This is a genomic window from Thermus composti (genome assembly GCF_014647535.1).
Lineage (GTDB): Bacteria > Deinococcota > Deinococci > Deinococcales > Thermaceae > Thermus > Thermus composti.
On record NZ_BMPJ01000027.1, the window covers coordinates 1 to 23,441 of the forward strand.

The 23,441-nt window shown below is 65.0% G+C and carries 21 protein-coding genes and 1 pseudogene; 9 read left to right on the plus strand and 13 right to left on the minus strand.

Annotated features, from left to right (window positions below; genetic code table 11):
* Positions 1-104 precede the first annotated feature (104 nt).
* The 7 genes from IEX93_RS09470 to IEX93_RS09500 are packed head-to-tail and all read left to right on the plus strand — an operon-like array spanning position 105 to position 6,439.
* Positions 105-1,199, plus strand: coding sequence for a zinc-binding dehydrogenase (locus IEX93_RS09470; protein ID WP_188847962.1), 1,095 nt, complete (start codon positions 105-107; stop codon positions 1,197-1,199).
* A gap of 2 nt (positions 1,200-1,201) precedes the next feature.
* A complete protein-coding gene (locus IEX93_RS09475) occupies positions 1,202-2,431 on the plus strand; it encodes an ABC transporter substrate-binding protein (protein ID WP_188847963.1) in 1,230 nt (409 codons plus the stop codon).
* Between the two features lies 1 nt (position 2,432).
* The gene (locus IEX93_RS09480) at positions 2,433-3,305 is read left to right on the plus strand and encodes a branched-chain amino acid ABC transporter permease (RefSeq protein ID WP_188847964.1); all 873 of its coding nucleotides are present in this window, start codon (positions 2,433-2,435) and stop codon (positions 3,303-3,305) included.
* Positions 3,302-4,237, plus strand: coding sequence for a branched-chain amino acid ABC transporter permease (locus IEX93_RS09485; RefSeq protein WP_188847965.1), 936 nt, complete (start codon positions 3,302-3,304; stop codon positions 4,235-4,237). The genes IEX93_RS09480 and IEX93_RS09485 overlap by 4 nt, the downstream gene beginning before the upstream one ends.
* On the plus strand, positions 4,234-4,992 hold the full coding sequence (locus tag IEX93_RS09490) for an ABC transporter ATP-binding protein (protein ID WP_188847966.1): 759 nt from the start codon (positions 4,234-4,236) through the stop codon (positions 4,990-4,992). The genes IEX93_RS09485 and IEX93_RS09490 overlap by 4 nt, the downstream gene beginning before the upstream one ends.
* Positions 4,989-5,696, plus strand: coding sequence for an ABC transporter ATP-binding protein (locus tag IEX93_RS09495; RefSeq protein ID WP_188847967.1), 708 nt, complete (start codon positions 4,989-4,991; stop codon positions 5,694-5,696). The genes IEX93_RS09490 and IEX93_RS09495 overlap by 4 nt, the downstream gene beginning before the upstream one ends.
* On the plus strand, positions 5,693-6,439 hold the full coding sequence (locus IEX93_RS09500; RefSeq protein WP_188847968.1) for a 3-hydroxybutyrate dehydrogenase: 747 nt from the start codon (positions 5,693-5,695) through the stop codon (positions 6,437-6,439). The genes IEX93_RS09495 and IEX93_RS09500 overlap by 4 nt, the downstream gene beginning before the upstream one ends.
* Positions 6,440-6,678: 239 nt before the next feature.
* On the opposite strand, the gene IEX93_RS09505 is transcribed toward IEX93_RS09500, so the two are convergent.
* A complete protein-coding gene (locus IEX93_RS09505; protein ID WP_229906154.1) occupies positions 6,679-6,981 on the minus strand; it encodes a FaeA/PapI family transcriptional regulator in 303 nt (100 codons plus the stop codon).
* Between the two features lie 91 nt (positions 6,982-7,072).
* On the opposite strand from IEX93_RS09505, the pseudogene IEX93_RS11630 reads away from it, so the two are divergent.
* A pseudogene (locus IEX93_RS11630) lies at positions 7,073-7,258 on the plus strand (helix-turn-helix domain-containing protein); the annotation flags it as partial.
* Between the two features lie 68 nt (positions 7,259-7,326).
* Positions 7,327-7,419 (plus strand): helix-turn-helix domain-containing protein, encoded by a 93-nt coding sequence (locus IEX93_RS11635; protein ID WP_229906155.1) that lies wholly within the window; start codon positions 7,327-7,329, stop codon positions 7,417-7,419.
* Here the strand turns inward: IEX93_RS11635 and IEX93_RS09515 are convergent.
* The 12 genes from IEX93_RS09515 to IEX93_RS09570 form a co-directional block, all read right to left on the minus strand.
* On the minus strand, positions 7,416-9,302 hold the full coding sequence (locus tag IEX93_RS09515; RefSeq protein ID WP_188847970.1) for a Wzz/FepE/Etk N-terminal domain-containing protein: 1,887 nt from the start codon (positions 9,300-9,302) through the stop codon (positions 7,416-7,418). The genes IEX93_RS11635 and IEX93_RS09515 overlap by 4 nt on opposite strands.
* 18 nt (positions 9,303-9,320) lie before the next feature.
* Positions 9,321-10,766: an undecaprenyl-phosphate galactose phosphotransferase WbaP gene (gene wbaP / locus IEX93_RS09520; protein ID WP_188847971.1), complete on the minus strand. Its 1,446-nt coding sequence runs from the start codon at positions 10,764-10,766 to the stop codon at positions 9,321-9,323.
* Between the two features lie 3 nt (positions 10,767-10,769).
* Positions 10,770-11,711: a GDP-L-fucose synthase gene (gene fcl, locus IEX93_RS09525; RefSeq protein ID WP_188847972.1), complete on the minus strand. Its 942-nt coding sequence runs from the start codon at positions 11,709-11,711 to the stop codon at positions 10,770-10,772.
* Positions 11,704-12,753 carry a GDP-mannose 4,6-dehydratase gene (gmd, locus tag IEX93_RS09530; protein ID WP_188847973.1) on the minus strand — a complete coding sequence of 350 codons (1,050 nt, stop codon included), beginning with the start codon at positions 12,751-12,753 and terminating at the stop codon, positions 11,704-11,706. The genes fcl and gmd overlap by 8 nt, the downstream gene beginning before the upstream one ends.
* Positions 12,754-12,757: 4 nt before the next feature.
* Entirely contained in the window at positions 12,758-13,546 is a 789-nt protein-coding gene (locus IEX93_RS09535) for a WecB/TagA/CpsF family glycosyltransferase (RefSeq protein ID WP_188847974.1), read from the minus strand.
* Positions 13,547-13,586: 40 nt separating this feature from the next.
* Positions 13,587-14,765 (minus strand): glycosyltransferase, encoded by a 1,179-nt coding sequence (locus IEX93_RS09540; RefSeq protein WP_188847975.1) that lies wholly within the window; start codon positions 14,763-14,765, stop codon positions 13,587-13,589.
* The gene (locus IEX93_RS09545; protein WP_188847976.1) at positions 14,719-16,047 is read right to left on the minus strand and encodes an O-antigen ligase family protein; all 1,329 of its coding nucleotides are present in this window, start codon (positions 16,045-16,047) and stop codon (positions 14,719-14,721) included. The genes IEX93_RS09540 and IEX93_RS09545 overlap by 47 nt, the downstream gene beginning before the upstream one ends.
* Entirely contained in the window at positions 15,980-17,116 is a 1,137-nt protein-coding gene (locus IEX93_RS09550) for a glycosyltransferase family 4 protein (protein WP_188847977.1), read from the minus strand. Before IEX93_RS09550 ends, IEX93_RS09545 begins: the two co-directional genes overlap by 68 nt.
* Positions 17,097-18,410, minus strand: a complete 1,314-nt coding sequence (locus IEX93_RS11640) for a glycosyltransferase family 4 protein (protein WP_308789425.1) — start codon at positions 18,408-18,410, stop codon at positions 17,097-17,099. The genes IEX93_RS09550 and IEX93_RS11640 overlap by 20 nt, the downstream gene beginning before the upstream one ends.
* Positions 18,334-19,425 carry a lipopolysaccharide biosynthesis protein gene (locus IEX93_RS09560; RefSeq protein WP_188847979.1) on the minus strand — a complete coding sequence of 364 codons (1,092 nt, stop codon included), beginning with the start codon at positions 19,423-19,425 and terminating at the stop codon, positions 18,334-18,336. Before IEX93_RS09560 ends, IEX93_RS11640 begins: the two co-directional genes overlap by 77 nt.
* Before the next feature lie 161 nt (positions 19,426-19,586).
* Positions 19,587-21,908 (minus strand): NAD-dependent epimerase/dehydratase family protein, encoded by a 2,322-nt coding sequence (locus tag IEX93_RS09565; RefSeq protein ID WP_188847980.1) that lies wholly within the window; start codon positions 21,906-21,908, stop codon positions 19,587-19,589.
* Positions 21,908-23,305: a UDP-glucose dehydrogenase family protein gene (locus IEX93_RS09570; protein WP_188847981.1), complete on the minus strand. Its 1,398-nt coding sequence runs from the start codon at positions 23,303-23,305 to the stop codon at positions 21,908-21,910. Before IEX93_RS09570 ends, IEX93_RS09565 begins: the two co-directional genes overlap by 1 nt.
* Between the last annotated feature and the right edge of the window lie 136 nt (positions 23,306-23,441).

Here is a 23,441-nt window from a genome sequence, read left to right on the forward strand (position 1 = left end):
CCCTTCTCCGGCTGGAAGGACTCCTTCTTCGGCGACCTCCACCCCCACGGGCCCGATGCCTTCCTCTTCTGCACCCAAAGGAAGGTGGTGGTGGAGCGGTGGTGATGCGGGCAGCCGTCCTGGAAGGGGTGGGAAGCCCCCTCCGCGTGGAGGAGGTTCCAATCCCCGAACCCAAGGCGGGGGAGGTCCTGGTGAAGGTGGCCGCCTGCGGGGTGTGCCACACCGACCTCCACGTGATCAAGGGGGAGGTGGCCTTCCCTACCCCCTGCGTCCTGGGCCACGAGATCTCCGGCACCGTGGCCGCGCTAGGCCCCGGGGTGGAGGGCCTAAAGGAAGGGCAACGGGTGGTGGCCAGCTTCATCATGCCCTGCGGCACCTGCTACTACTGCGTGCGCGGGGAAGAAGACCTCTGCGAGCGCTTCTTCGCCTTTAACCGCCTAAAAGGGGTCCTCTACGACGGCACCACCCGCCTCTTCCGCAAGGACGGGAGCCCCCTTTGGATGTACTCCATGGGTGGCCTGGCGGAGTACGCCGTGGTGCCGGCCACGGATGTATTCCCCTTGCCGGAGGGGCTTCCCCTGGAAGAGGCCGCCATCCTGGGATGCGCCCTTTTCACCGCCCTTGGGGCCGTGCGCACCGCGGGACTAGAGGGAGGGGAGAGCGTGGCCGTGGTGGCCACCGGAGGGGTGGGCCTGGGGATCGTCCAGCTCGCCCGGGCCTTCGGTGCCTATCCCGTGGTGGCCATTGACCTGCGCCCGGAAAAGCTCCAAAAGGCTAAAGCCCTGGGGGCAAGCCACGCCTTCACCCCGGAGGAAGCCCAGGAGGGGGTGCGGGCGCTCACGGAAGGACGCGGGGTGGACGTGGCCTTTGAGGCCTTGGGCCGGCCCGAGACCTTCCGCCTGGCCCTCAGCCTCCTCCGGGATGGGGGGCGGATGGTGCCCGTGGGCATCGCCCCAAGCGGCGTGGAGGCCGGGGTGGAGATCACCCGGCTCGTCCGGCGGAAGCTTAAGATCCTCGGTTCCTACGGGGCCAAGCCCCGAAGGGACATGCCCACCCTCCTCAAGCTGGCCCAGGTGGGAAGCCTTGGGGTGGGCGCGGAAGTCACGGAAAGGTTCACCTTGGAAGAGGCCGACCTGGCCTACCGGCGCCTGGACAGGGGTGAGATCGTAGGCCGGGCGGTGGTGGTCATGGGGAGGTAGGGATGCTCAGGTACCGGCTCACGCGTAGAGGGGTTTTGAAGCTCGGCTTTGGCTCGGCGGTGCTCGCCCTAAGCGGCCAGGCCCAGCCGCGGGAGACCATCCGGGTGGGGTATGTGGGCCCCTTCTCCGGGGTCTACGCCGCCCTGGGCCGCAACGAGCTCGAGGGGGCCCGCATGGCGGTGGACGACGTGAACGTGCAGGGCGGGGTCTTGGGGCGGAGGCTGGAACTGCTCGCTGAGGACTCCGCCACCAAGACCGATGTGGGGGTGCAGAAGCTCCGCAAACTGGTGGAGCGGGACCGGATCCAGTTCTCCTTGGGCGAGGTCTCCAGTGGGGTTTCCCTGGCCCTAAGCCAAACCGCGGCCGAGTACAAGATGGTCCACATCGTTACCGGCGGCCACGCGGACGACATCACGGGAAAGAGCTGCCGCTGGAACACCTTCCGCATCCCCACGAGCGCCACCATGGAGGCCAACGCCATCGGCCGCCTCCTGGCAGAGCGCTTTGGCAAGAACTGGTACATCATCACCCCCGACTATGCCTACGGCTGGTCCTTGCAGGAGTCCTTCACCCAGGTGGTGGAGCGGCTCGGGGGCCGGGTCTTGGGAGCAGACCGGGTACCCCTGGGCACCTCCGACTACTCCGCCGTCCTCCTCAAGGCGGCCCGGGCCAAGCCCGACGTCCTCCTCACCTTCCAGGCGGGGGACGACTCCGTGGCCATCCTTAAGCAGATCGTCCAGTTCGGCCTGGACAAGCAGATGGCCATCGCCGGAGGGCTTCAGGAGTGGGAAAACATCGTCGCCCTGCCCAAGGAGGCCCGAATCGGTTGGTGGACCTTTGAGTGGTACTGGATCCAGCCCAACGTCCCCGAGGTCAAGGCCTTCGTGGATCGCTACCGCCGCCGCTACCGCAAGGTCCCCACGGCCCGGAGCTGGTTCGGCTACGCCGCCATCTGGAGCCTGGCCCTGGCCATAAGGAAGGCCAACAGCCTGGACGCCGTCAAGGTGGCCCAGGCCCTGGAGGGCCTGGAACTCCCCCGGAGCGTGGCCCTCCAGCCCGGGCGGGTCTACTACCGCAAGGAGGACCACCAGCTCATGACCGGGGTCTTCGTGGGCTACGTCCGCCAGGGCCAGGACCCGGACGACCTCTTCGAGGTGGTGCGGGTGGTTCCCGGGGAGGAGGCGGCCCCGCCACCCGGGAAGACGGGTTGCCGCATTGTCTACCCCTCCTAATATGGAGCTCCTCCTTCTCCAACTCCTAAACGGCCTGGTGAGTGGGGCCTTCTACGCCCTCCTCGCCTTGGGCCTGGCCCTAATCCTTTCCCTCACGCGGATCATCAACCTTGCCCACGGGGGGTTCCTGGTGGTGGGGGCCTACCTGGGCTACGTCCTCTCGGGGCTTTGGGGCTTCTACTGGGCCCTTCTCCTCGCCCCCCTGGGGCTTGCCCTTTTGGCGGTGGCCCTCGAGGCCACCCTCCTCCGCCCCCTCTACCGGCGCGACCCCTTGGAAAGCCTCCTCCTCACCTTCGGCCTGGCCCTGGTCCTGGAGGAGGTCATCCGGCTGGTCTTCGGCCCGGTGGGGGTGCCCTTCCGCATCCCCGAGGCCCTGGGAAGCCCCCTCTTTCCCGGCACCCCCTTCTTCTTCCTCACCCGCTACCGCGTCCTCGTGATCGCCCTCGCCCTCCTCGCCGGCCTCCTTGTGTTCCTCCTCCTCCGCTACACCCGGCTGGGCCTCTACCTCCGGGCCGGGGCCCAGGACCGGGAGATCCTAAGCGCCCTGGGCACGGACGTGGGACGGCTTTCCACCCTGGCCTTCGCCCTAGGGGCCTACCTGGCGGGGCTCGCCGGGGTTTTGGCGGCGGGGCAGCTCGGGCTTTCCCCCGCCATGGGCACCAGCCTTCTCATGCCGAGCTTCGTGGCCCTGATCCTGGGCGGGGTGGGAAGCCTCGGGGGTAGCTACCTGGGAGGGCTGCTGGTGGGGATGGCCTCCGGGCTTGCCGGCCAGTTCGCCGCGGCGGCCAGCGAGTTCGCCGTCTACGTGATCCTGGCCCTGGTCCTCCTGGTGAGGCCCAGGGGGCTTTTCGGAAAGGAGGGGTTCTTCGAATGAGGTCTAGGGTCCTTTCCCTTGCCCTTTTCCTCGTACTTCTCCTCGCCCTCCCCTGGCTCCTCAAGGGGGTGGGGAGCTACGCGGCCCTGGGGAGCTACATCCTCATCTGGGGCCTTGCCGCCATGGGGCTCAACCTCCTGATGGGCTATGCCGGCCAGGTTTCCTTCGGCCACGCCGCCTTCTTGGGCCTGGGGGCCTACGGGGCAGGGCTTACCCTAAAACACCTCGCCCCGAGCACCCCTTTGGCCCTCCTCCTCGGCACCCTGCTCGCAGGAGGAGCGGCCGCCCTCTTGGGCCTTCTCGTCACCCGGCTCAAAGGCATCTACTTCGCCACCTTCACCATCGTCTTCAGCCAGCTCTTCTACTTCCTGGCCTTCCAGTGGAACGAGGTCACCGGCGGGGACGACGGCCTGCGGGGCTTCCTGCGCCAGCCCCTGCACCTTCCGGGGTTCCCCCTGGACCTTTCCTCCAGCGAGGCCTACTACTACTTCGTCCTCGGGGTCTTCCTCCTTTGGGCCTACCTCCTCTTCCGGCTGGTGCACTCCCCTCTGGGCCGGGCCTTTCTGGCCCTACGGGAAAACCCCGTCCGGGCCCGCTTCTTGGGGCTAAGAGCGGAGCGGTACCTTTGGGGTGCTTTCGCCCTCTCGGGGACGGTGGTGGGGACCGCGGGGGCCCTCCTCGCCATGCAGATCAACTTCGCCCAGCCCTCCATGCTCCACTGGACTACCTCGGGGGAGCTCGTGATGATGGCCTTCTTGGGCGGGCGTTGGGTGTTCTTCGGACCCCTGGTGGGGGCCGCTCTTTTCCGCCTGCTGGAGGAGGTCCTGAGCTCCTACACCGCGGAGTGGATGCTCTTTCTTGGGGCCCTCTTCATCCTCGCCGTCCTCTTCTTCCCCGGAGGGGTGGCGGGGCTTACCAGGAGGAAGGCATGAGGAAGGCGCTTGCAGCGGAACACCTCACCAAGGCTTTCGGCCGCCTCCTTGCGGTGAACGGGGTGAGCCTCGAGGTGGCCGAGGGGAGCGTCCACGCGGTCATCGGCCCCAACGGGGCGGGCAAGACCACCCTCTTCGCCCTCCTCTCGGGGGCCCTGCGGCCCGACCGGGGGCGGGTTTTCCTCTTCGGCCGGGAGGTGACCCACCTTCCCCCGGAAAAGCGGGTGCGCCTGGGGCTTTCCCGCACCTTCCAGGTGCCCCAGGTCTTCCCTAACCTCACGGTAAAGGAGAACCTCCAGATCGCCCTCGAGGCCGCCCGGGGGCTTTCCCCCTATCCTTGGCTTAGGCGGAAGGACAGGCTGGCGGTGGAGGAAAGGATCCAAGCTCTCCTGGAGCGGCTTGGCCTCGAGGAAAAAGCCCAGCGGACCGTAGGGGAGCTCGCCCACGGGGACCAGCGGATCGTGGAGGTAGGGCTTGCCCTTTCCCTGGGAGCCAGGCTCCTCCTCTTGGACGAGCCCACCGCCGGGATGAGCGACGAGGAAACGTGGCGGACGGTGGAGCTCCTCAAGGTGCTGCACCGGGAGGAGGGGATCACCCTGCTCTTCATCGAGCACGACATGGAGGTGGTCTTCGGCCTGGCGGAGCGGGTCACGGTCCTCCACCTGGGGGAGGTGCTGGCCGAGGGGACCCCAGAGGCCATCGCCGCCGACGAGCGGGTCCAGGCCGCCTACCTCGGGGAGGTGGTGCGGGGATGAAGGCCTTAGAGCTACGGGAAGTGGGCGCCTACTACGGCCAAAGCCACATCCTCCACGGGGTAAGCCTGGAGGTGGGGGAAGGGGAGCTCGTGGCCCTCCTCGGGCGGAACGGGGCGGGCAAAACCACCACCTTGCGCACGGCCATGGGCCTCCTCCCCCCGAGGCGGGGTCGGATCCTGGTTTTCGGCCGGGAAACCACCCATACCCCGCCCCACCGCCTCGCCCTCCTGGGGGTGGGCTATGTGCCCGAGGGGCGGCGGGTCTTCCCCTACCTCACCGTAGAGGAGAACCTGCGCCTGAGCGCAGGCAAGCGGCCCGGGCCCTTTGACCTAAGGCGCATCTACACCCTCTTCCCCAGGCTGGAGGAGAGGCGGCACCACCTGGGCCGGCAGCTTTCCGGGGGGGAGCAGGAGATGCTGGCCATCGCCCGCGCCCTCCTCCTCAACCCCCGCCTCCTACTTTTGGATGAACCCTCCCAAGGCCTCGCCCCCTTGGTGGTGCGGCAGGTGGCCGAGGTGCTCAAGGCACTGAAGCGGGAGGGCGTGTCCCTCCTCCTTGCGGAGCAAAACGCCCACCTGGCCTTAGGCCTTGCAGACCGGGTTTACGTCTTGGACGACGGCCGGGTGGTCCATGCGGGCCCTGCGGCCGAGCTCCGGGAAGACCCCGAGCGGGTCCGGGCCCTCACGGGGGTGCGGCGGCGATGAAAGGGCATGTAGTCCTGGTCACCGGCGCGGCAAGCGGCATCGGGCGGGCCATCGCCCGGGCCTTCGCCCGGGAGGGGGCCAAGGTCTTGGTGCACGATGCGCAAGACGCCCGCTCCTTGGCGGAGGAGCTTTCCGGGGTCTTCCTCCAGGCGGACCTCGCCGACCCCAAGGCGGTGGAGGCCCTGGGCAAGGAGGCGGCGGCCATGGGCGTGGACGTCCTGGTGAACAACGCCGGCTTCCAGCACATCGCCCCCGTGGAGGATTTCCCTTTGGAGGTCTGGCAAAAGATGCTCCAGGTGATGCTCACCGCCCCCTTCCAGCTCATCCAAGCCCTCCTCCCCGGGATGAAGGGAAGGGGCTTCGGCCGCATCGTCAACATCGCCAGCATCCACGGCCTGGTGGCAAGCCCCTTCAAGTCGGCCTACATCGCCGCCAAGCACGGCCTCATCGGCCTCACCAAGACGGTGGCCCTCGAGGCCGGCCCCCATGGCGTCACCGTCAACGCCATCGCCCCCGCTTACGTGCGCACCCCCCTGGTGGAAAACCAGGTCCAGGACCAGGCCAAAACCCTGGGGATCCCCAAGGAGGAGGTGGTGGAAAAGGTCTTCCTGGCCCAGGCGGCCATCAAGCGCCTCGTGGAGCCCGAGGAGGTGGCGGAGCTCTGCCTTTTCCTGGCCTCGGAGAAGGCGGGGGCCATCACGGGGGCGGTCTTCCCCATAGACCTGGGCTGGACCGCCCGCTAGCGAAAGGCCCTAAGGAAGCCCCTCCGCCCAGGACGGGCCTTTGGGCGAAGAAGATGACGGGTCCTTGGGAGTGGGCGGGCCTACGGGTGCGTGCGACGAGGCCGTGGGAGAGGCGGGCGGCCCGCTCCCCCATGGGCCCGTCGGGCTAGGGGCAGGTGCCAAGGGCGGTCACCACGGCCCCCCTCCCCGGGGCGGTTTCGGTGGGTGGGAAGGCCCAGCGGCAAAGCGAGGAAGAGGCCCTAACCCAGGCGGTAAACCCGGGAGGGGCGCCCCGCCCCCCTGTAGAGGGGCTCGGCCCGGACCCCCCCCTTCCGGCGGAGGGCCTCCAGGTAGCGCCAGGCGGTGACCCGGGAAAGCCCCAAGACCTCTGCCACCTCCTCTACCGTAAAGCTTCCTCCCTCCCCCAGGAGGCGGAGGATCCGGTCCATGGTCAGGGGGTCCAGGCCCTTGGGGGCGGGGCGGCGCCCCAGGAGGCGGTCCAGGTCGGCCTGGGAGACTTCCCTTTTGGCCTTTAGGTTCCAGAAGGCCCGGAAGCGGGTCATACCCTTTCCTGCCCCCATAACCGTCGCCGACCACCTGACCCTGAACGAGCTCTGACGGAGGGTCAAGAAGGCCAAGGATCCGATAGAGAGGATGCGTTTCCTGGCCGTCTACCACGCCAAGCGGAGCCTCACCGCCGAGGAGATCGCCAAGATCACCCTGAACACCCCCCGCTGGGTGCGGCAGACCGTACGGCGCTATAACCAGGGCGGTCCCAAGGCCCTGAAGGACCGGCGGCACCAGAACCTGGGACAGAAGCCCAAGCTCACCCCTGAAAAGCAGGAGAGAGTTCTGGAAGCCCTCAAGGGCCCTCCTCCCGATGGGGGCCTGTGGACCGGGCCGACTGGGTGGAGCGGGAGCTGGGGAAGCGGCTTTCCCTTTACCCCATCTACCGTCTTCTGCACGAGATGGGTTTTGGCCTGAGGGTTCCCCTCGCTTAAACCTGGGCGGAAGGCTCCCTGGGCCTTAAGGCCTCCGCCACAAAGGCCCCCATCACCCCCAGCATGAGCCCCAGGGCCACCGCCAGGGCGAAGATGAGCCCCCGCTTGGGGGCCACCTTCTCGTAGACGGGGTAGGCGGGGGCGATCACCTGGGCCAGGCTATTCTGGGAGCTTGCCAACTCAATCTGCAAATCGGTCTTCTTCTGGGTGAGGGCCAGGTAGGCGTTCTTGGCGAGCTCCAAGGCCTGGTTCACCTGGTCCTGCTCCACCTGGGCCTTGGCCACCCGCTCCCTCAGGGTCTGGATGCGGGCTTCCACCTGGGCGAGGCGGGCCTCGAGGGCCGCCTTCCGGGCAAGGAGCCTCGCCTCCTCCGCTTGGGCGTCTATAAGGCCTGAGCGGAGGCGCTGGTACTCGGGGTTGGGGTTGTCAAAGGCGAGGTCCGTCCCGCTTAGGTTTGCGATCTGGTCGTAGCGGGCGCGGAAGGTCTCGTAGGCCGCTTTCTTGGTGTTGTACTCCAGGGTGAGGGCCTCCTTTTCCCTTTCCTGGGCGGCGATCTGGGCGCGGAGGGTTTCCAGGCGGGTGGCAATCCGGTTCTGCTCTTCCCGCAACCCCGCCTCCTCCGCCTGCAGGGCGGCTATTTCGCTCCGGAGGCTTACCGCCTGAGCCAGGAGGGGCTGGTAGGCGGGGTTTACCTCCTGGGTGCGAAGCCTAAGGCCAGCCAGGGCGGAGAGGTCCCCCCGGGCCACCGCCGCCGCCACCGTGGGGTCGGCCACCACCTCTTTAAGGACCTCCAGAACCTTAGGCTCCTGGGCCAAAGCGGCCTCCACCTCCTTAAGCCGCGCCTCCCGGGAAGCCCTTTCCGTGGCGATCTGGGCCAGGCGAACCCCCACCTCGGCGAGCCGACCCGCCAAGCGGTCCCTTTCTCCCTGCCACTCTGCCAGGCGCTCCCGCTGTTTGAACCGCTCCAGAGCCTGAGCAGCCTGGGCGTAGGCCTGCCTCGCCCGCTCGGTCTCCGCCTGGAGGGCCCGCTTGGCCTCCTCGAGGCGCTTATTTAGGATGGCCAGTTGCTCAGGGCTCGTGCCGATGGGGACCAGCTTGGCCTGGCGGCTGGCCTCGGCCTGAAGGGCCTTTATCCTACCCCCTAGCGCCGCAAGGTCCCGCTCCAATCCCGAAAGCTCCTGGTCCAGGCTCACCCGTTCGCCGGTCTTGGCGTCCAGCTCCGCCCTGTCCTGGGCCAGGGTGCTCGCCCGTTGGAAGGCTTCCCAGCGGGCCTGGGCCTCCCGGTAAGCGCGCTCCGCCGGGGCGAGCTGCTCTTCCAGGGCCTCTAGGTTCGCCCGGAGCCGGGCAAGGGGGATCTCGTTGACCCTTCGGGTCACCGCCTCCGCCCAGAGGTTCGCCGCCCGGGCCGCCACCTCGGGGGTGGGGGCCTCCACGGTGAGGGAGGCCACCACCGGGGGCACCTGCCCCTGGGGGACCGTGGGCTGCCTGGGGGACTCGTTCTTGATGCGGAAATCCTTCACCATGCGCTCCAAGCCCGGGGTGTTCCCCTGGTCCTGCCAGCGGGTGGGAAGCCTCCCCTCTTTCCGCAGGGCCTCCCACACCTCCCGGGTGACCTCCTCGGAGAAGGCCAGGGCCCTTAAGCCCTCAAAGGTCACCACGTTCTGCCCCTGGATCTGGATCCTCTGCTCCAGCTGGGCCTGCACCTGGACCGGGGCCACGTTCACCGTGGCGGTGGAGGCATACCGGGGCTCGGCCAGGAAGAAGCCGTAGATCAGCGCCGCCACCCCGAAGACCAGGGGAAGGGTGAGGATAAGGGCTTTTTGCCGCTTGAGGATTTCTAAAACATCCCTAAGAGAAAGCTCGTCTCCCGGGGTCTCCACCATAACGGGGCCAGTATATCTTCAGTAGGCTCCCTTTCGGGTGAGCACCACCCAGAAGGTGCGGGCCAGGATGTAGAGGTCCAGCCAAGGGGACCAGTTGCGGATGTAGTAGGTGTCCAGGGCCTCCTGGACCTCGAGGTCCCCCTCGCTCCTGGCCGAGACCTGCCATAGCCCCGTAAGCCCCGGAAGGACGCTTTGGCGAAGCCTCCGGAACTCCGGGGAAAACTTCTCCAGGTGGTAGCGGGGAAAAGGCCTCGGCCCCACCAGGCTCATCTCCCCCTTGAGGACGTTAAAGAGCTGGGGAAGCTCGTCCAGGCTGGTGCGGCGCAGGATATGCCCCACCCCGGGGAGGACCCGGGGGTCGTTTTTGAGCTTGAAGAACCGCTCCCACTCCGCCTTGGCCTCGGGGTTTTCCTCCAGGTAGCGCTCCAGGCGGGCCTCGGCGTCGGGGTACATGGTGCGGAGCTTCCACACCCGAATCATCCTCCCCCCAAGCCCCTCCCGCTCCTGGACATAGAAGGCGGGGCCCGGGCTAACCCGCTTGATCCAGAGGGCGAAAAGGCCGATAACCGGGAGGCTGAAGAGGAAGAGGGGCACCCCCAGGAGGTAGTCCAAAGCCCGCTTGAGGAAGCGGTTCCGCCGGAGCAGGAGGTTTTTCTTCACCTCCAAAGCCAAGACCCCGCCCAAATCCCGGCTGGAAACCCAGAGGCTTTGCAGGCCCAAAAGGTCGGGCACCAGGATCACCTGGGGAAAGGGAAGGCCCTCTAAAAGGGCCGCAAGCCGCTCCCGCCCCACCCCCGGCATGGCCAGCACCGCCACCCGCACCCCCCGCCGGGCCCAGGCGGAAGCCTCCTCCAAAGGGCCCAGCACGGGAAGCCCCTCCACCTCCTGGCCCTGCTTGGCGGGGTCGTCGTCCAAAAACCCCAGGGGCTTAAGGCCCAAGGCCTTTTCCCGCTTTAGGCTTCGGGCCACCAGGGCCCCAGTCCTCGCCGCCCCCAGGATGAGAACGGGCACGCCCCAAACCCCAAGGCGCACCAGGACCTCCCGGGCCAAGGCGGCGAAAAGGGGCACCAGGACCAGGGCGTACCCCAGGGCGAAGGCCAAGACCCCCCGGGACCACCCCTCCCGGAAGAAGAGCCACTCCCAGGCCACCAGGGCCAAAAACATCAGGAAGGTCACCTGGACCTTGCGCCGAACGCGCTCCACGGGGGCGAGGCCAAAGCCGGGGTAGAGCCCCGCCAAAAAGTAGCCCACGGGAAAGCAAAGGAGGGCCAGGGCCACGGAGCCCAAGGCGGCCAGGGGCACCTTGGCCGGGAACAGGGCGGAAAGCACCCCCCTCGAGCCCCACCCCAAAAGGAGGGAGGCCTCGAGGGCCAAAAGATCCGCCACAAGAAGGCCTAAAACCGCCCAGAACACCCCTCCCCTGTGCACCACCTTCACCCGGCCTTGCGCCTCCACCCTGACCATCCCCTACCCCCGCACCTCCGCCCGGTGTTCCAAGAACCAGCGGTAGGTCTGGCGGATCCCCTCCTCCAAGGGGATCTTGGGCCGCCACCCGAGGGCGAAGAGGCGGCTCGTGTCCAAAAGCTTCCTGGGGGTGCCGTCGGGCTTGGTGGTGTCGTAAACGATCTCCCCTTCAAACCCCACGATTCGGGCGATGAGCTCGGCCAGCTCCCGGATGCTGATGTCCTCGCCCACGCCCACGTTGATGATTTCCTCCGACTCGTAGTGCTCCATCAGGAAGAGGGCGGCGTCGGCCAGGTCGTCCACGTGCAAGAACTCCCGCCTCGGGGTGCCCGTGCCCCAGACCACCACTTCCTTTCTCCCCTCCTCCTTGGCCTCGTGGAACTTCCGGATCAGGGCGGGCAGGACGTGGGAGGTGGTCAGGTCAAAGTTGTCCCCCGGGCCGTAGAGGTTGGTGGGCATGAGGCTGATGGCGTTGAACCCGTACTGGCGCCGGTAGGCCTGGCACATCTTGATCCCGGCGATCTTGGCCACGGCGTAGGGTTCGTTAGTGGGCTCCAAGGGCCCCGTAAGGAGGTACCCCTCCTTTAGGGGCTGGGGGGCGTACTTGGGGTAGATGCAGGAAGACCCCAGGAAGAGGAGCTTCTTCACCCCGTAGCGGTAGGCGGCGTCTATGACGTGGGTCTGGATCAGGAGGTTGTCGCGGATGAAGTCCGCCGGGTAGGTGCTGTTGGCCAGAATCCCCCCCACTTTGGCCGCCGCCAGGAAGACGTACTCGGGGCGCTCCTCCTCAAAGAAGCGGTTGACGGCGGCCTGGTCCCGAAGGTCCAGCTCCTGGCGGGTGCGGGTGACAAGGTTGGTGTAGCCTTCGGCCCTAAGCTTGCGCAGGATCGCCGAGCCCACCAGGCCCCGGTGCCCCGCCACGTAGATCTTGCTCCCCTTATCCATCGCTGATTAACCCCCGCAGCATCACCGCGTGCCCCGCGTCCTTCAGGGTCTTTTCCTGGCGGGCGAGCTCCAGGTCGTGGTCCACCATCATCCGCACCAGCTCCTTAAAGGACACCTTGGGCCGCCACCCCAGCTTCGCCCGGGCCTTGGTGGCGTCGCCCTGGAGGTGGTCCACCTCGGTGGGGCGGAAGTACCGGGGATCCACCTCCACGTAACGGCGCCAGTCCAGGCCCACGTAGCCAAAGGCCTCCTCCAAAAACTCCCGAACCGAGTGGGATTCGCCCGTGGCGATCACGTAATCATCCGGTTCAGACTGCTGGAGCATGAGCCACATGGCCTCCACGTAATCCCCAGCGTACCCCCAGTCCCGCTTGGCCTCGAGGTTCCCCAGATAAAGCTTTTCCTGGAGGCCCATCTTGATCCGCCCCACCGCCCGGGTGATCTTGCGGGTGACAAAGGTCTCGCCGCGGCGGGGAGACTCATGGTTAAACAGAATGCCGTTACAGATGAACATGCCGTACGCCTCGCGGTAGTTCACCGCATACCAGTACGCCGCCACCTTGGCGGCGGCGTAAGGGCTCCGGGGGTAGAAGGGCGTCTTCTCATTCTGCGGAGGGGGCGAGGCCCCAAACATCTCTGAAGACCCCGCCTGGTAAATGCGAACCTCCTTTCCAGACACCTTAATGTAGTCGCGCAGGGCCTCCAGAAGCCGTAACGTACCTGTGGCCACCACGTCTGCGGTGTACTCGGGCTGCTCAAAGGAAACCTTGACGTGGGACTGGGCCCCCAGGTTGTAGACCTCATCGGGCTGCACCTTCTCCAGAATGCGCCGGAGTCCGGTTCCGTCCGTTAGGTCCCCGTAATGCAGGAAAAGCCGCGCCTCCGGATCGTGTGGGTCCTTGTAGAGGTGGTCAATCCGGTCGGTGTTGAAGGTGGAAGCCCGCCGGATAATCCCGTGCACCTCGTAACCCTTCTGCAAGAGAAGCTCGGCCAGGTAAGAGCCGTCCTGCCCCGTGATCCCTGTAATCAAGGCTTTCTTCATAACCCTATGCCCCCTCAAAGCGACGAAGCCCAAGAAGCTGCAACGCTGCCAGCACCACAAACCGGGGGTTGTGCTTGGCGTACCTCCGCCAAAGACGTTTGGGCTCCATCAATAGCCTAAAGAACCACTCCAGTCCCAAACGCTGCATCCAGGCCGGTGCCTGCAGCACACGGCCCGCGTGAAAATCAAACGCTGCCCCCACCCCAAGCATCACAGCCTTCACCCTTCCCCTATGCTCCGCCATCCAACGCTCCTGCTTGGGGCAGCCCAACCCCACGAAGAGAATCCGGGCCCCGGAGGCGTTGATGGCCTCCACGATACGCGCGTCCTCCTCGGGCGTCAGGGAGCGGAAGGGAGGACTATAAGCGTAGGCCACCCGTAGGCCAGGAAATCTGGCCTTAAGCTTCTCCACAAGTTTCTCCAAAACCTCGGGCGCCCCCCCGTAAAACCCCACCGGAATCCCTTCCCGGGCCGCCGCCGCGCACACCCTCAAGGTAAGCTCGGGGCCGTAGACCCGCTCCTGTCCTCGCACCCCAAGCCGGCGAAGCACCCAGACCAAGGGCATCCCGTCCGGAGTCACCAGGTCAGCCGCGTTCACCAGGGCCCTGTATCCGGAATCGTCGTAGGCCTCCATGACCATGTGCACGTTGGCCACGCACACGTACCGGCTCTCTCCCCCCCTCGCCCAAGCCAGCACGCGCCGGGTGGCTTCCTCGTAGCTGGTGGCGTCCACCCGCATGCCCAGGATCCGCCGGTGGACAGGAGGGGATTGAGACTCCAACACGGCACTCATCAGCTAAGCTTACACCCGAAAACCAGGCACCCCCGGGTTTTTAACCCCGGCGCCGATGCCCGGCTTCCAGGGCCTGCCCGTAGATTTCCATAAGCAGCTGATAGTTGCGTTCCGCCGTGTACTTGGCCTCGTACTCCGCCCGGGCTTCCCGGCGCATGCGGGCCAGTTCACCTGGGTGGGTCAGTAGCCATTCTACCTTGCTGGCCAGGTCTTCGGGGTCGCCGGGGCGGAAGAGGAGACCGGTGCGGCCATGATCCGTGACTTCGGCAACGGCCCCAATATTGGCTGCAAGAACTGGCGTTCCTGAGGCAAAAGCCTCTATGGCTACCCGCCCAAACGTCTCGTACCACTCGGAAGGGAAGACCAAAAACGCCGCGTCCCGCATCAGGGCGTAGACCTCGTCTGGGTTCCGCCGTCCTAGCCACTCCATCCCGGCAAGGGACTTCACCGCCTGGCGCACCTCTCCAGCCAGTGGGCCATCCCCTACCACTTTGAGCGGTACCTTCCCTTGAAGCCGCACCCAAGCCTGAAGAAGCGTCCTGACCCCCTTCTCCGGCGACAAGCGCCCCACGAAAAGCGCGTACCCGCCCCTGCCCTCTCCTGCTCCGGGATCCGGGTGGACGAAGTTGGGCTTCACCACGATCTTCTCCGCCGGAAGCCCCCCTTCCATGAACTTCCGCCGTGCGAACTCGGTGAGGGCGATGTACACGTCCACCCCGCGCGCCCAGGTGCCAAGGGCCCGGTGGGTCGTAAGCATGGCCGCCACCACCCCCGAGGCCAAGGGGCTCCCCCGGTAGCACCCCCGGACCACCCCCCGCCAGGGCAGGCGCCCCAGGCAGTCCTCGCACACCCTGCCTTCTCGGAAGAAGAGGGCGTTCACGCAAAGGAGGCGGTAGTTGCGGAGGGTCATCACCACCGGCACCCCCTCGGCCTTGGCGGCGTGGACCACGGCGGGGGAGGCAAGGGGAAAGGTGTTGTGGACGTGCACCAGGTCCGGGCGGTGCTGGCGGACGGCCTCCCGCACCCTCCGGTAGGCCTCCTGGTTCCATAAGGTCACGAGCCCCTGGCGCCAGGGGGGCATGCGGTCCAGCTCCTGGTTGTGGAAGGTGAGCGCCAGCACCTCGTGCCCCCGCTCGCGCAAGAGGGCCACCTCGGCGGCGAAGCTCTCGTCCTCACCGCCGCGCTGTTGGTAGTATGTGTGCATCTTGAAAATACGCATGAACGGCTCCCTTCTTTTCCATTGAGAGCGTTGTCAAAATTAAGAACCAAACCATTCCGGGCTGAAAGACAGGGTTGAACACGGCCATAAACAAAATGTAAAAGCTTAATGCGGAAGCAATGGATGGACGCCACATACTTCTAACCACAAAAACAATGAGTGGCAGATAAAAAAGCAGGCCAGGAAGGCCAAGTCCAGCAATGATTTCAAGAAATCCGTTATGGGTGTGGCCCGGATTCCAATAGGCTAAGTCAAAAGTTAAGTAGCGGGTAGCTTCAAACCCCGTCCCCAAGAAAAGAAGGGCAAAATCAGCAAATAGTGCTTCCACGGTTGCCTGCCATAGGGGGATTCGTCCGTTCAACGTGTACACATCGGGAGCGTACTTGGAGGCGGCGTCTACGGCTTCGGGAAATAAGGTGGCGGCTATGCCTAGAGCCGCCATTACCACGGCCGTCTCTAGAAGAATCCTTAGGCGCCCCAGGCGTTTGCCCAAAACGCGCAGGACCCACCACATCAAGGCGGCTCCCGTAGCTACGATAGATGCTCGGGCCTGCGTAGCAAAAAGACCCCAAACGGAGAGCATTATGAGTCCTCCGGAGGAGAACCATCCCTTCCCCCTTAGCAAGGCTGCGCTTACAAATAGCAAGAGGGCAAATAGGTGGCCCACAACGAGGGGGTGATCCGCCGCAAGGGTTAGCCTGGGGCGGTCGGACTCTCCAGCGAAGAAACCGCCTAAGGGTGGACCATAGTAAAAAGGAGTTCCATAGTAGGCCACGTTTAGGCCAAAGCCTAAAAGGAGAATAAGCAGTAAAGACACCTGTGTTCTTTTTAGCCAATCGGTAAGGGTCAATGAGCCTTGCGAAATCACGAGGGCCAGTAGATGAACGAGAAGAAGTTCTCCAGCCTTGGCCAGTGTTAGCAAAGGGTTGGGTGACCATAGGGTGGACAACCCAGCCCAAAACGCCGGCAAAAGTAGCCACCACCCTTTAACTAGGGCAAAACTCAAACGCCGAGGCCACCAAAATAAGGCAAGAAGAATAGCCAGACCTAGAAACCCCACTTCCACAAAGGCCCGCACGCCCGTTGTGGGATTCAAAGGGTCGCCTCCCGGAAGCCAACGGAAAAAAGCCAGTAAAACTAGAACAACAAGAGCGAAAACGCGCTGGCCTTCTGTACGCTTTGCGGACGCTGATTTAAGAAGAACTCGTTTCTCATTAAAAGCCATAGAACCTGCGCCAATTCTCCACAAAGCTTTTAATCCCGTAACCACGAACGGCTTCACGAGCCATTTTTCCCATGGTAACTCGTTTTTCTACCTCCAGAGTGGCTAGCTTTGCTATCGCTTCCTGAAGCTTGTCAGAGTCCCTTGGAACCACAAACCCCGTTTCCCCATCCCGCATGAACTCTTCCACGCCGTAAAGAGGGGTTACGATTAAAGGAAGCCCCGCCGCGGCCGCTTCTGCAGAAACCAGGGAAAAAGTCTCATAGATGGAGGGAAACACAAAGGCATCCGCCCCCCACAAAAAAGGACGCACGTCGCGTTGCATGCCAAGGAAGCGGGCCTGTTCCTCCAGGCCCATTTCCCGAGCCCGGCCCTGCCAGAAGGCTACCAGATCGGCCTCCCCTCCCACGACCCACAGCTTAACCCGCTTGTCCCCAAGTTGCCTCAAGGCTTCCAGAACCAGGGGCAACCCCTTGTGCTCAAAGTGCCCCAGGGCCACAAAAACCAGCACCACGTCTTCGGGGCCCGCCCCCAGCTTGCGCCGGAAGCCCTCCCGATCAAACCCCGGGGGACGCGCTATGCGTTCCAGATTCACCGGGTTAGGTATGACCGTGATCTTGCCCCTTGTGACGGGGTACGTCCCCTCTAGCTCCCGCTTAATCCCCTGGGACGGCACCACGATGCGCTTGACCCGGCGAAAAACCCAAGGCTCTACAAGGGCGTGAAGCCAGTGGTCCAGGAAGCGCAAGACCCCTCGCAGGCCCCTGGCCCCTGCCTCTTTCCAATGATGTTTAAGGTAAGCCCTGTGGCAAAAGTGTACGTAAGCCACGTCACCGAAGCTTAGGTTGCTCTCTACCATCTGCACCAGGTCAAAGCGGGCTCCAGTGCGTAGGCGATACAGGAAGTACACCAGTGGCGCCAGCAGGTGGTAGGCCAGGAAAAGCAAGGCTAGGGGGCGGGTGGGCGCCGGTACCCGGACGAAGCGGACCCGGTCTGGGCAGGGGTTTTCAAACTCCACCGCGAAGACGGTGAAATCGTGTTCCCTACAAAGCCCCTGGATCATGCGGAGATGGCAGGAGCCGATGGGGTTGGTGGGGATGACCTTGTAGTCAAAGATGGCAATGCGCATCGTGCAAAAGCTCCTCGTAAATGTTCAACATACGTTCGGCGCGCTTATCCCAGCGCTCTTCCTGGGCGAAGCGCCAAGCCGCAAGCGCCATCCTATTCCTCGCCTCCTGGTCCAAAGCCATGTGTTCAATGGCCCGGGCAAAACCTCCTATCGTATCCTCCGGAGTGGTTACGGGAACCTTAATCCCAGCTTCGTTCGGAACGAATGTGCCTACACCTTGGTGGTCTGGCACGATGACCGGAAGCCCAAAGGCCATGGCCTCGAGGACGACGCATCCAAAGGAGTCACGGAGACTGGTGAAGATAAAGGCGTCTGTGCTCCGAAAAAGTTCCTGCATCTGAACCCAGGGAACTCGACCGAAAAAGCGGACCCGATCTTCCAATCCCAGCCGGCGAGCTTCTGCCTCCCAGTCAGCCCGCAGGGGGCCGTCCCCCGCCACCCAAAGCTCCACGGGAACTTGGAGCCTGGCCAAAGCCCGCAACGCCAGGGGAAGAGCCTTGCGGGCCTCCAAGCGGCCGGCCCAAAGGAGTCGGAGGGGGGAGACCCTTTCGCCCTTAGGGTTAGGCGGCTTGGATAAGCCAAACCCTTTTGGAGTCCCGCAGTCCAAGAAAGGAAGGACGTTACGGGCCCCAGCCTTTCGGAGCAGCACCTCTGTCTCCCTATTGGTGACAAGGATACGCGAAACGGAGGCCACCCCTTGACGCCACCAGGGCAGATAGGGTAATGCCTTAACCCGGAAGGCTCGTACCGCCTCCCCAAGCCACTCCCGGCCAAAGAACCCCCGAAACGCCCATGGGGCCGCCTGTCCTCCCCCTACCGGACCCCAGACAGCGGCCAACCCTTGGGGAATAGAGGGCGGTGCGCTCACGCTCCCCCAGCTTACGTGGTGAACCACCACAGGACCGTCCGTGCTAGCAGTAAGCTCACGAATCACCTTGTACGCTTCACGCAACCACAAGAGATAGTGGAGCCGTATGCCCCGCTCCCCTTTCTCCGGGCGCCAGGGGTCAAACCCACGAAGGGTCACCCAGCGTATTTTCAAACGCGGATTGGGGTTCTCTGCTAGGTGCTCCTCCACTTCCTTGCGGTATTGGGGAAAGGCAAAGACTTCCACCGGTACGTGCTGGGAAAGCTCCCAGGCCCAGTTCCAGGTAACCCCCGGCTCGGAACCCCGGATGGGAGAGATGGCGTGGCCCACCAGGATGACGCGGAAATCCCTAGCCATCGGCCCACCTATGAGAGAGCACCAGGACCAAGGCGACTTTGGCCGCGAGCAAGAGGCCGACCGCCCCATGAACCTCCCAAAGACCTATAGCCGCTAGGCCCAAGATGGTCACGGCTGCCGAAACGGCGTAGGCCCTGGCTATGATCTGGGGACGCTCTAGACTACGGAACCATGCCTCCAAGGCATTGGAGAAGGCCGCAAAGATAGGCCAGGGAAGCATCCAAAGGAACAAGCTTGCCACCTCCGGATAGCGCCCTCCATAGAGCCAATGGGTCAGGGGACCAGCGAAAAGCCCAAGCAGAATATAGGCGCTTGCCGGCACAAGATGTACTAGAACTATCCTCCAAATCCAACGCCGGGCATACGCTTCGCCTTGCCGGTGAACCGCTCTAGCGATGAGGGGGAAAAAAAGGGCGTTTAGGGCCGTCTGAAAGTGCAGGACCGGCATGAAAAGGTTATAGGCTGCACGGAACACAGCGGCCGCCTCCAATCCCTTTAACCCCCCAAGCGCAACCAGGGGGAGATTGCCCGGAACCCACGACAACGCCCCCGCCAAAAGAGCCCAGCGCCCGTAGCTCCAGTGGAGTTCCCGAATCTCCCCGGGGTCCACCGCCCGGTCGGCCCCGGCCTCGAGGCGCAGGCGGATCCCCTCCGCCGCCAGGAGAGCAGCCAGGGCCATGGCGAGGAAGGCCGTGGCCTCGTTGAGGAAGCTTGCTCGCAGGAGGAGGAGGGCAAGGCCCAGGTACAAGGCCAAGTAGGCGGCCCCGCCGTAGGCCGCGAGCCGCGGCTCCAAGAGCACGTAGGCTCCCCGGCGCACCAGCCAGAGGTAAAGGACCGTCGGCGCCGCGAAGGCGAGGCCCAAAAAGCTCAGGGCCATCTCCCGCTGCCCCGCAGCCCCAAACCCGGTCGCGGCCAGGAGAAAACCTACAGCCAGAACTACCCCAAAGCGCCAGTGGTAGCCGATGAGTACCCGCTGGTAGGCGACGAAGGCCTCCCGGAACCGCCCAGAGCCGTACACCATCATGGGCTCGGTCCAGAGGGCGGTATGTAGGGTGCCAAGGAGGAGGAAGACCGAGTAGGCCACGGAGAAGGCCCCGTAGGCGGCGGGCTCCAGCCAGCGAGCCAAAAGTATGCCTACAAGGAAGTTGGTCCCGGCGAAAAGGGCCTGGTCCACCACTGCCCAAAACCCCCGCCCTGCCCACTGGAGCCAGGTGGGACGCGCTCGGAAAAGGCGGGGCAAGAAGCTCATCTTTTCACCAAACTGGCAAAGTGCGCGACGGTCCTTTCAAGCCCTTGGCGCACCGGCACCCGGGGCTCCCAGCCCAAAAGGCGTCTGGCCAGGGAGATATCGGGCCTCCGCTGCTTGGGGTCGTCCTGAGGCAGGGGCTTGAAGACGATCTCCGAGGGGCTGTGGGTGATCTCCTTGACGAGGCGGGCGAGCTCCAGCACCGTGTACTCCTCCGGGTTCCCCAGGTTCACCGGGTAGGGGTAGTCCACCTCCATGAGGCGCCGGACGCCCTCAATGAGGTCGTCCACGTAGCAGAAGGAGCGGGTCTGGGACCCGTCCCCATAGACCGTGAGGGGCTCCCCCTTCAGGGCCTGAACGATGAAGCTGGAAACCACCCGGCCGTCCTCGGGGTCCATGAAGGGGCCGTAGGTGTTGTGGCAGAAAACGCCGTTTCCAGCGACAAAGTTTTCCGCCCCTGGTACGGAGAAATCGTAGACCGTGGCCGTGATAAGGCAGGGCCGAACCTCCTTGACCTGGCTCCAGACGATATCCCCCTCCCTACGGGCGTTGAGCTTCTGACGCACCCCCTGGTCCCAAGAGAGGAGGTCAAAGTTGTCCAAAGCGCACACGGTCACCCGGTAAAAAGGATACCGCTTGGTGGCGGTAAGCTTTTTGCCCACCCAGGTCTCGTAGCGGCCCACGCTGGCCACAATGCCGAAGCGGAGGAGAAGGTAGACGAGGCCATAGGCGATCTCCTCCGAGGCCGTGTCAAACACAAGCTCGTTGCCCAGCTTCTTGCCGCTATGGGTGCCGTCCCCACAACGGTAGCCCTCCAAAAAATGCTTCAGGCGGGAAAGGGGGAGCTGGAAAACCCAGGGGGGAATCCGCTTCCTTAGCCCTAGAGCGCGGGCGAAAAGGATGTAAAGGGCCTTGGAGTGGACGTAAATCCCTGGAGCACGGTTGGGAGCGGGGGGGACATACCTCACCCTTACCTTGAAATGGGCTTCCAGGATGCCCTTGGCTCTCCTGATAAAGGCATCGTCGGAGGAAAAGGTGATGAAGTACCTGCGCTTGTCCCCATACGCCCCTCCCTCAGCCAGATAGAGGCCAAAAAGCCACAGGAGGTCATCTGTCACCCGCACCCTGTTGGGCAACCAGAGGTGGGAGTCTCCATAGAGGCCAAACTCCGCCCCGTCGGGTATCTCCCAGCCCAAGGCCTGGAGCACGGCGAGGGGAACAAGCCCTTGGCGCATCCACCGCTTCGTGGCGCAAACGGCGGAGTTGCGGGCGTTGGCTCCCCGGAAACGCCCCTGGCTTAGGGCGATCTCGTGAATACGCTCCCTTTCTGCCTCAATGCGGTGGGAAAAGGAAGGATGGCGCACCGCCCAGCGCCACAGCCACTGCGGAGAGCCGTCTAGGGAGGCGAAGATTTGGGCAAGGTCTAGGACCTCGAGGTCCCGCTCCAAAACGGGGAGACGGGCGGGCACAGCCACGTAGTCCCCTGGCTTAAGCTCCCGAACAGGCTTGGCCACAGGCCTTCCGTCGGGGCCCCGGACAAAGAGGCTATGGTCCCCCGTTACCTTGACGGTGCGGCCATAGCGCAGGCGAACCTCATAGGCCTCCCGCTGGACCGGGTGTCCGATGAAGTACGTGGCCCGCTTAAGCTCCACCCGAAGGGTGTTCGGATCAAAAGCGGGTACCAGGACTTCCCTGGGAACCCCCGGGGCCAAGCCCAACCGCTCGGCGTAGGCTTGGGCCGTTTCCAGATGGGCCTCGCCATCGTTGAAGAAAAAGAGATACTCGTCCGCAAGGACGCTGTTGAATATGCGAACAATACGGGTGGAGAGGCCATACACCCGGTGGTAGGCCACGGTGAGGGCCTCGGCGTAGCGCTTCCCCTCGTCGTAGATGCTCCGGGGCCCGATGGGGTTCACGTTGCCCCAGTAGGTCTCGGGCTGGGGGTGGACCAGGGGGTCCCCGTAGACCTCGCTGGTGGAGGCGAGGAAGAAGGCGGCGCCCTTCTCCCGGGCGAGGTCCAGGAGGTGCCGGGTCCCCTCGGCGTTCACCAAAAGGGTCTCTAGGGGAAGCCTGAGGTAGCGGGGCGGGGAGGCGGGGGAGGCGAAGTGCATCACCCAGTCCAAAGGCCCTTCTACCCGCAAGGGCTTGCTGGCATCGGCCCTGAGGAAGGTGAAGCCGGGGTAGGCCAAAAGGCGCTCTAGGTTCCGGCTTTGGCCCGTGGAGAGGTTGTCCACCCCCAGGACCTCGTGGCCTTCCCTTAGGAGCCTTTCCGCCAGGTGGCTTCCCAGAAAGCCGGCCGCGCCGGTGAGAAGGATCCGCACTACACCACCTCCTTGGCCGGGGCCAAAGCGGGCACGCCCATCCCCAGGTAGCGGTAGCCGAGCCGGGCCAGGGCCTTCCCGTCCAGGTGGTTGCGGGCGTCCACCACCAGGGGGGTTCGGAGGAGGGGCTTTAGCTCCCCCCAGGGCCAGGTGCGGTACTCGGGCCAGTCGGTGGCCAGGACCACGGCGTCCGCCCCCTTGAGGAGGTCCTCCGGGGTCTCGGCGTACTCCAGGGGAAGGTCCACTTCCCGCCTCGCCCGGGGGAGGGCCACGGGGTCGTGGGCCCGCACGAAGGCCCCCCGGTCCAGGAGAAGCCGGGCGAGCTCCAGGGCGGGGGATTCCCGGAGGTCGTCGGTATGGGGCTTGAAGGCGAGGCCCAAGAGGGCGAGGGTCCGCCCTTTGAGCACCTTGAGCTCGGAAAGGAGCTTCTCCACCACCCGCTCCCTTTGCCTCCTGTTCACCTCTCGGGCAGCCTCCACGATGGAAAGTTTAAGCCCGTACTCCCGCCCCATGGCGAGAAGGGCCAGGGTGTCCTTGGGGAAGCAGCTTCCCCCCCAGCCCAAGCCCGCCTGAAGGAAGCGGGGGCCGATCCGGGAGTCCAGGCCGATCCCCCGGGCCACATCCTGGATATCCGCCCCCACCCGCTCCGCCAGGGCGGAAAGCTCGTTGATGAAGCTGATCTTCAGGGCTAGGAAGGCGTTGGCCCCGTACTTGATGAGCTCGGCCGAGGCCAGGCCCGTGGTGAGGAAGGGCACCGCCCCCATCCGCTCGGGCCGGGGGAGAAAGGCGGGCGCGGGGAAGCTCTGCTCCAAGATGGGCTCGTAGAGCTCCCGCAGGACCTCCAAAGCCCTCCTGTCCTCGGCCCCCACCACGATGCGGTCCGGGTAGAGGCTATCGTAAAGGGCCTGCCCCTCCCGCAAAAACTCGGGGTTGGAGGCCACGGCGAAGCGGCCGTCCACCTCGCCCCCGTGGGCCTCCTGGAAGGCCCGGCGCACCAGGGCCTCCACGTAGTTGCCGCTTCCCACGGGCACCGTGGACTTGTTGACCACCACGGTGAACCCCTCTCCCAGGTTCTGGCCGATGCCCCGGGCCGCTTCCTGGACCTGGGTGAGGTCCGGGCTTCCCTCGGGGGAAGGCGGGGTGCCCACGGCGATGAAGACCACCTCGGCCCCGGGGATGGCCTCCTCGTAGCGGGTGGTGAAGGAAAGCCGGTCCCGCACCAGGGAAAGCATCTCGGGCAGGTGGGGTTCAAAGAAGGGGGGATTGCCCTGCTTCAAGGCCCGGACCTTGGCCTCGTCCAGGTCTAAGGCCACCACCCGGTGCCCTATATAGGCGAGGCTTAGGGCGGTGGTGAGGCCCACATACCCGGTTCCAACTACGGCCACGCGTTTACTCATACACCCCTCCCACAGAGGCAAGCGTACCACGGGGAGAGGGCCAGGCCGGTGAACTTTAACCCTCTCCCCCAGACTTGACCACTATGTCGCATAAAGCCCCAGGAAGCGCAGAGCGGAGAGGGGGTTGAAGGAGAAG

Bases quoted from the DNA above. Each gene is read 5' to 3' on its own strand.
- IEX93_RS09500 (WP_188847968.1), top strand. From the start codon at position 5,693: ATGAAAGGGCATGTAGTCCTGGTCACCGGCGCGGCAAGCGGCATCGGG.
- IEX93_RS09515 (WP_188847970.1), bottom strand. From the start codon at position 9,302: ATGGTGGAGACCCCGGGAGACGAGCTTTCTCTTAGGGATGTTTTAGAA.
- fcl (WP_188847972.1), bottom strand. From the start codon at position 11,711: ATGGATAAGGGGAGCAAGATCTACGTGGCGGGGCACCGGGGCCTGGTG.
- wbaP (WP_188847971.1), bottom strand. From the start codon at position 10,766: ATGGTCAGGGTGGAGGCGCAAGGCCGGGTGAAGGTGGTGCACAGGGGA.
- IEX93_RS09480 (WP_188847964.1), top strand. From the start codon at position 2,433: ATGGAGCTCCTCCTTCTCCAACTCCTAAACGGCCTGGTGAGTGGGGCC.
- IEX93_RS11640 (WP_308789425.1), bottom strand. From the start codon at position 18,410: ATGGGGCGGTCGGCCTCTTGCTCGCGGCCAAAGTCGCCTTGGTCCTGG.
- gmd (WP_188847973.1), bottom strand. From the start codon at position 12,753: ATGAAGAAAGCCTTGATTACAGGGATCACGGGGCAGGACGGCTCTTAC.
- IEX93_RS09475 (WP_188847963.1), top strand. From the start codon at position 1,202: ATGCTCAGGTACCGGCTCACGCGTAGAGGGGTTTTGAAGCTCGGCTTT.
- IEX93_RS09535 (WP_188847974.1), bottom strand. From the start codon at position 13,546: ATGAGTGCCGTGTTGGAGTCTCAATCCCCTCCTGTCCACCGGCGGATC.
- IEX93_RS09550 (WP_188847977.1), bottom strand. From the start codon at position 17,116: ATGCGCATTGCCATCTTTGACTACAAGGTCATCCCCACCAACCCCATC.
- IEX93_RS09495 (WP_188847967.1), top strand. From the start codon at position 4,989: ATGAAGGCCTTAGAGCTACGGGAAGTGGGCGCCTACTACGGCCAAAGC.
- IEX93_RS09490 (WP_188847966.1), top strand. From the start codon at position 4,234: ATGAGGAAGGCGCTTGCAGCGGAACACCTCACCAAGGCTTTCGGCCGC.
- IEX93_RS09485 (WP_188847965.1), top strand. From the start codon at position 3,302: ATGAGGTCTAGGGTCCTTTCCCTTGCCCTTTTCCTCGTACTTCTCCTC.
- IEX93_RS09540 (WP_188847975.1), bottom strand. From the start codon at position 14,765: ATGCGTATTTTCAAGATGCACACATACTACCAACAGCGCGGCGGTGAG.
- IEX93_RS09505 (WP_229906154.1), bottom strand. From the start codon at position 6,981: ATGACCCGCTTCCGGGCCTTCTGGAACCTAAAGGCCAAAAGGGAAGTC.
- IEX93_RS09570 (WP_188847981.1), bottom strand. From the start codon at position 23,305: ATGAGTAAACGCGTGGCCGTAGTTGGAACCGGGTATGTGGGCCTCACC.
- IEX93_RS09470 (WP_188847962.1), top strand. From the start codon at position 105: ATGCGGGCAGCCGTCCTGGAAGGGGTGGGAAGCCCCCTCCGCGTGGAG.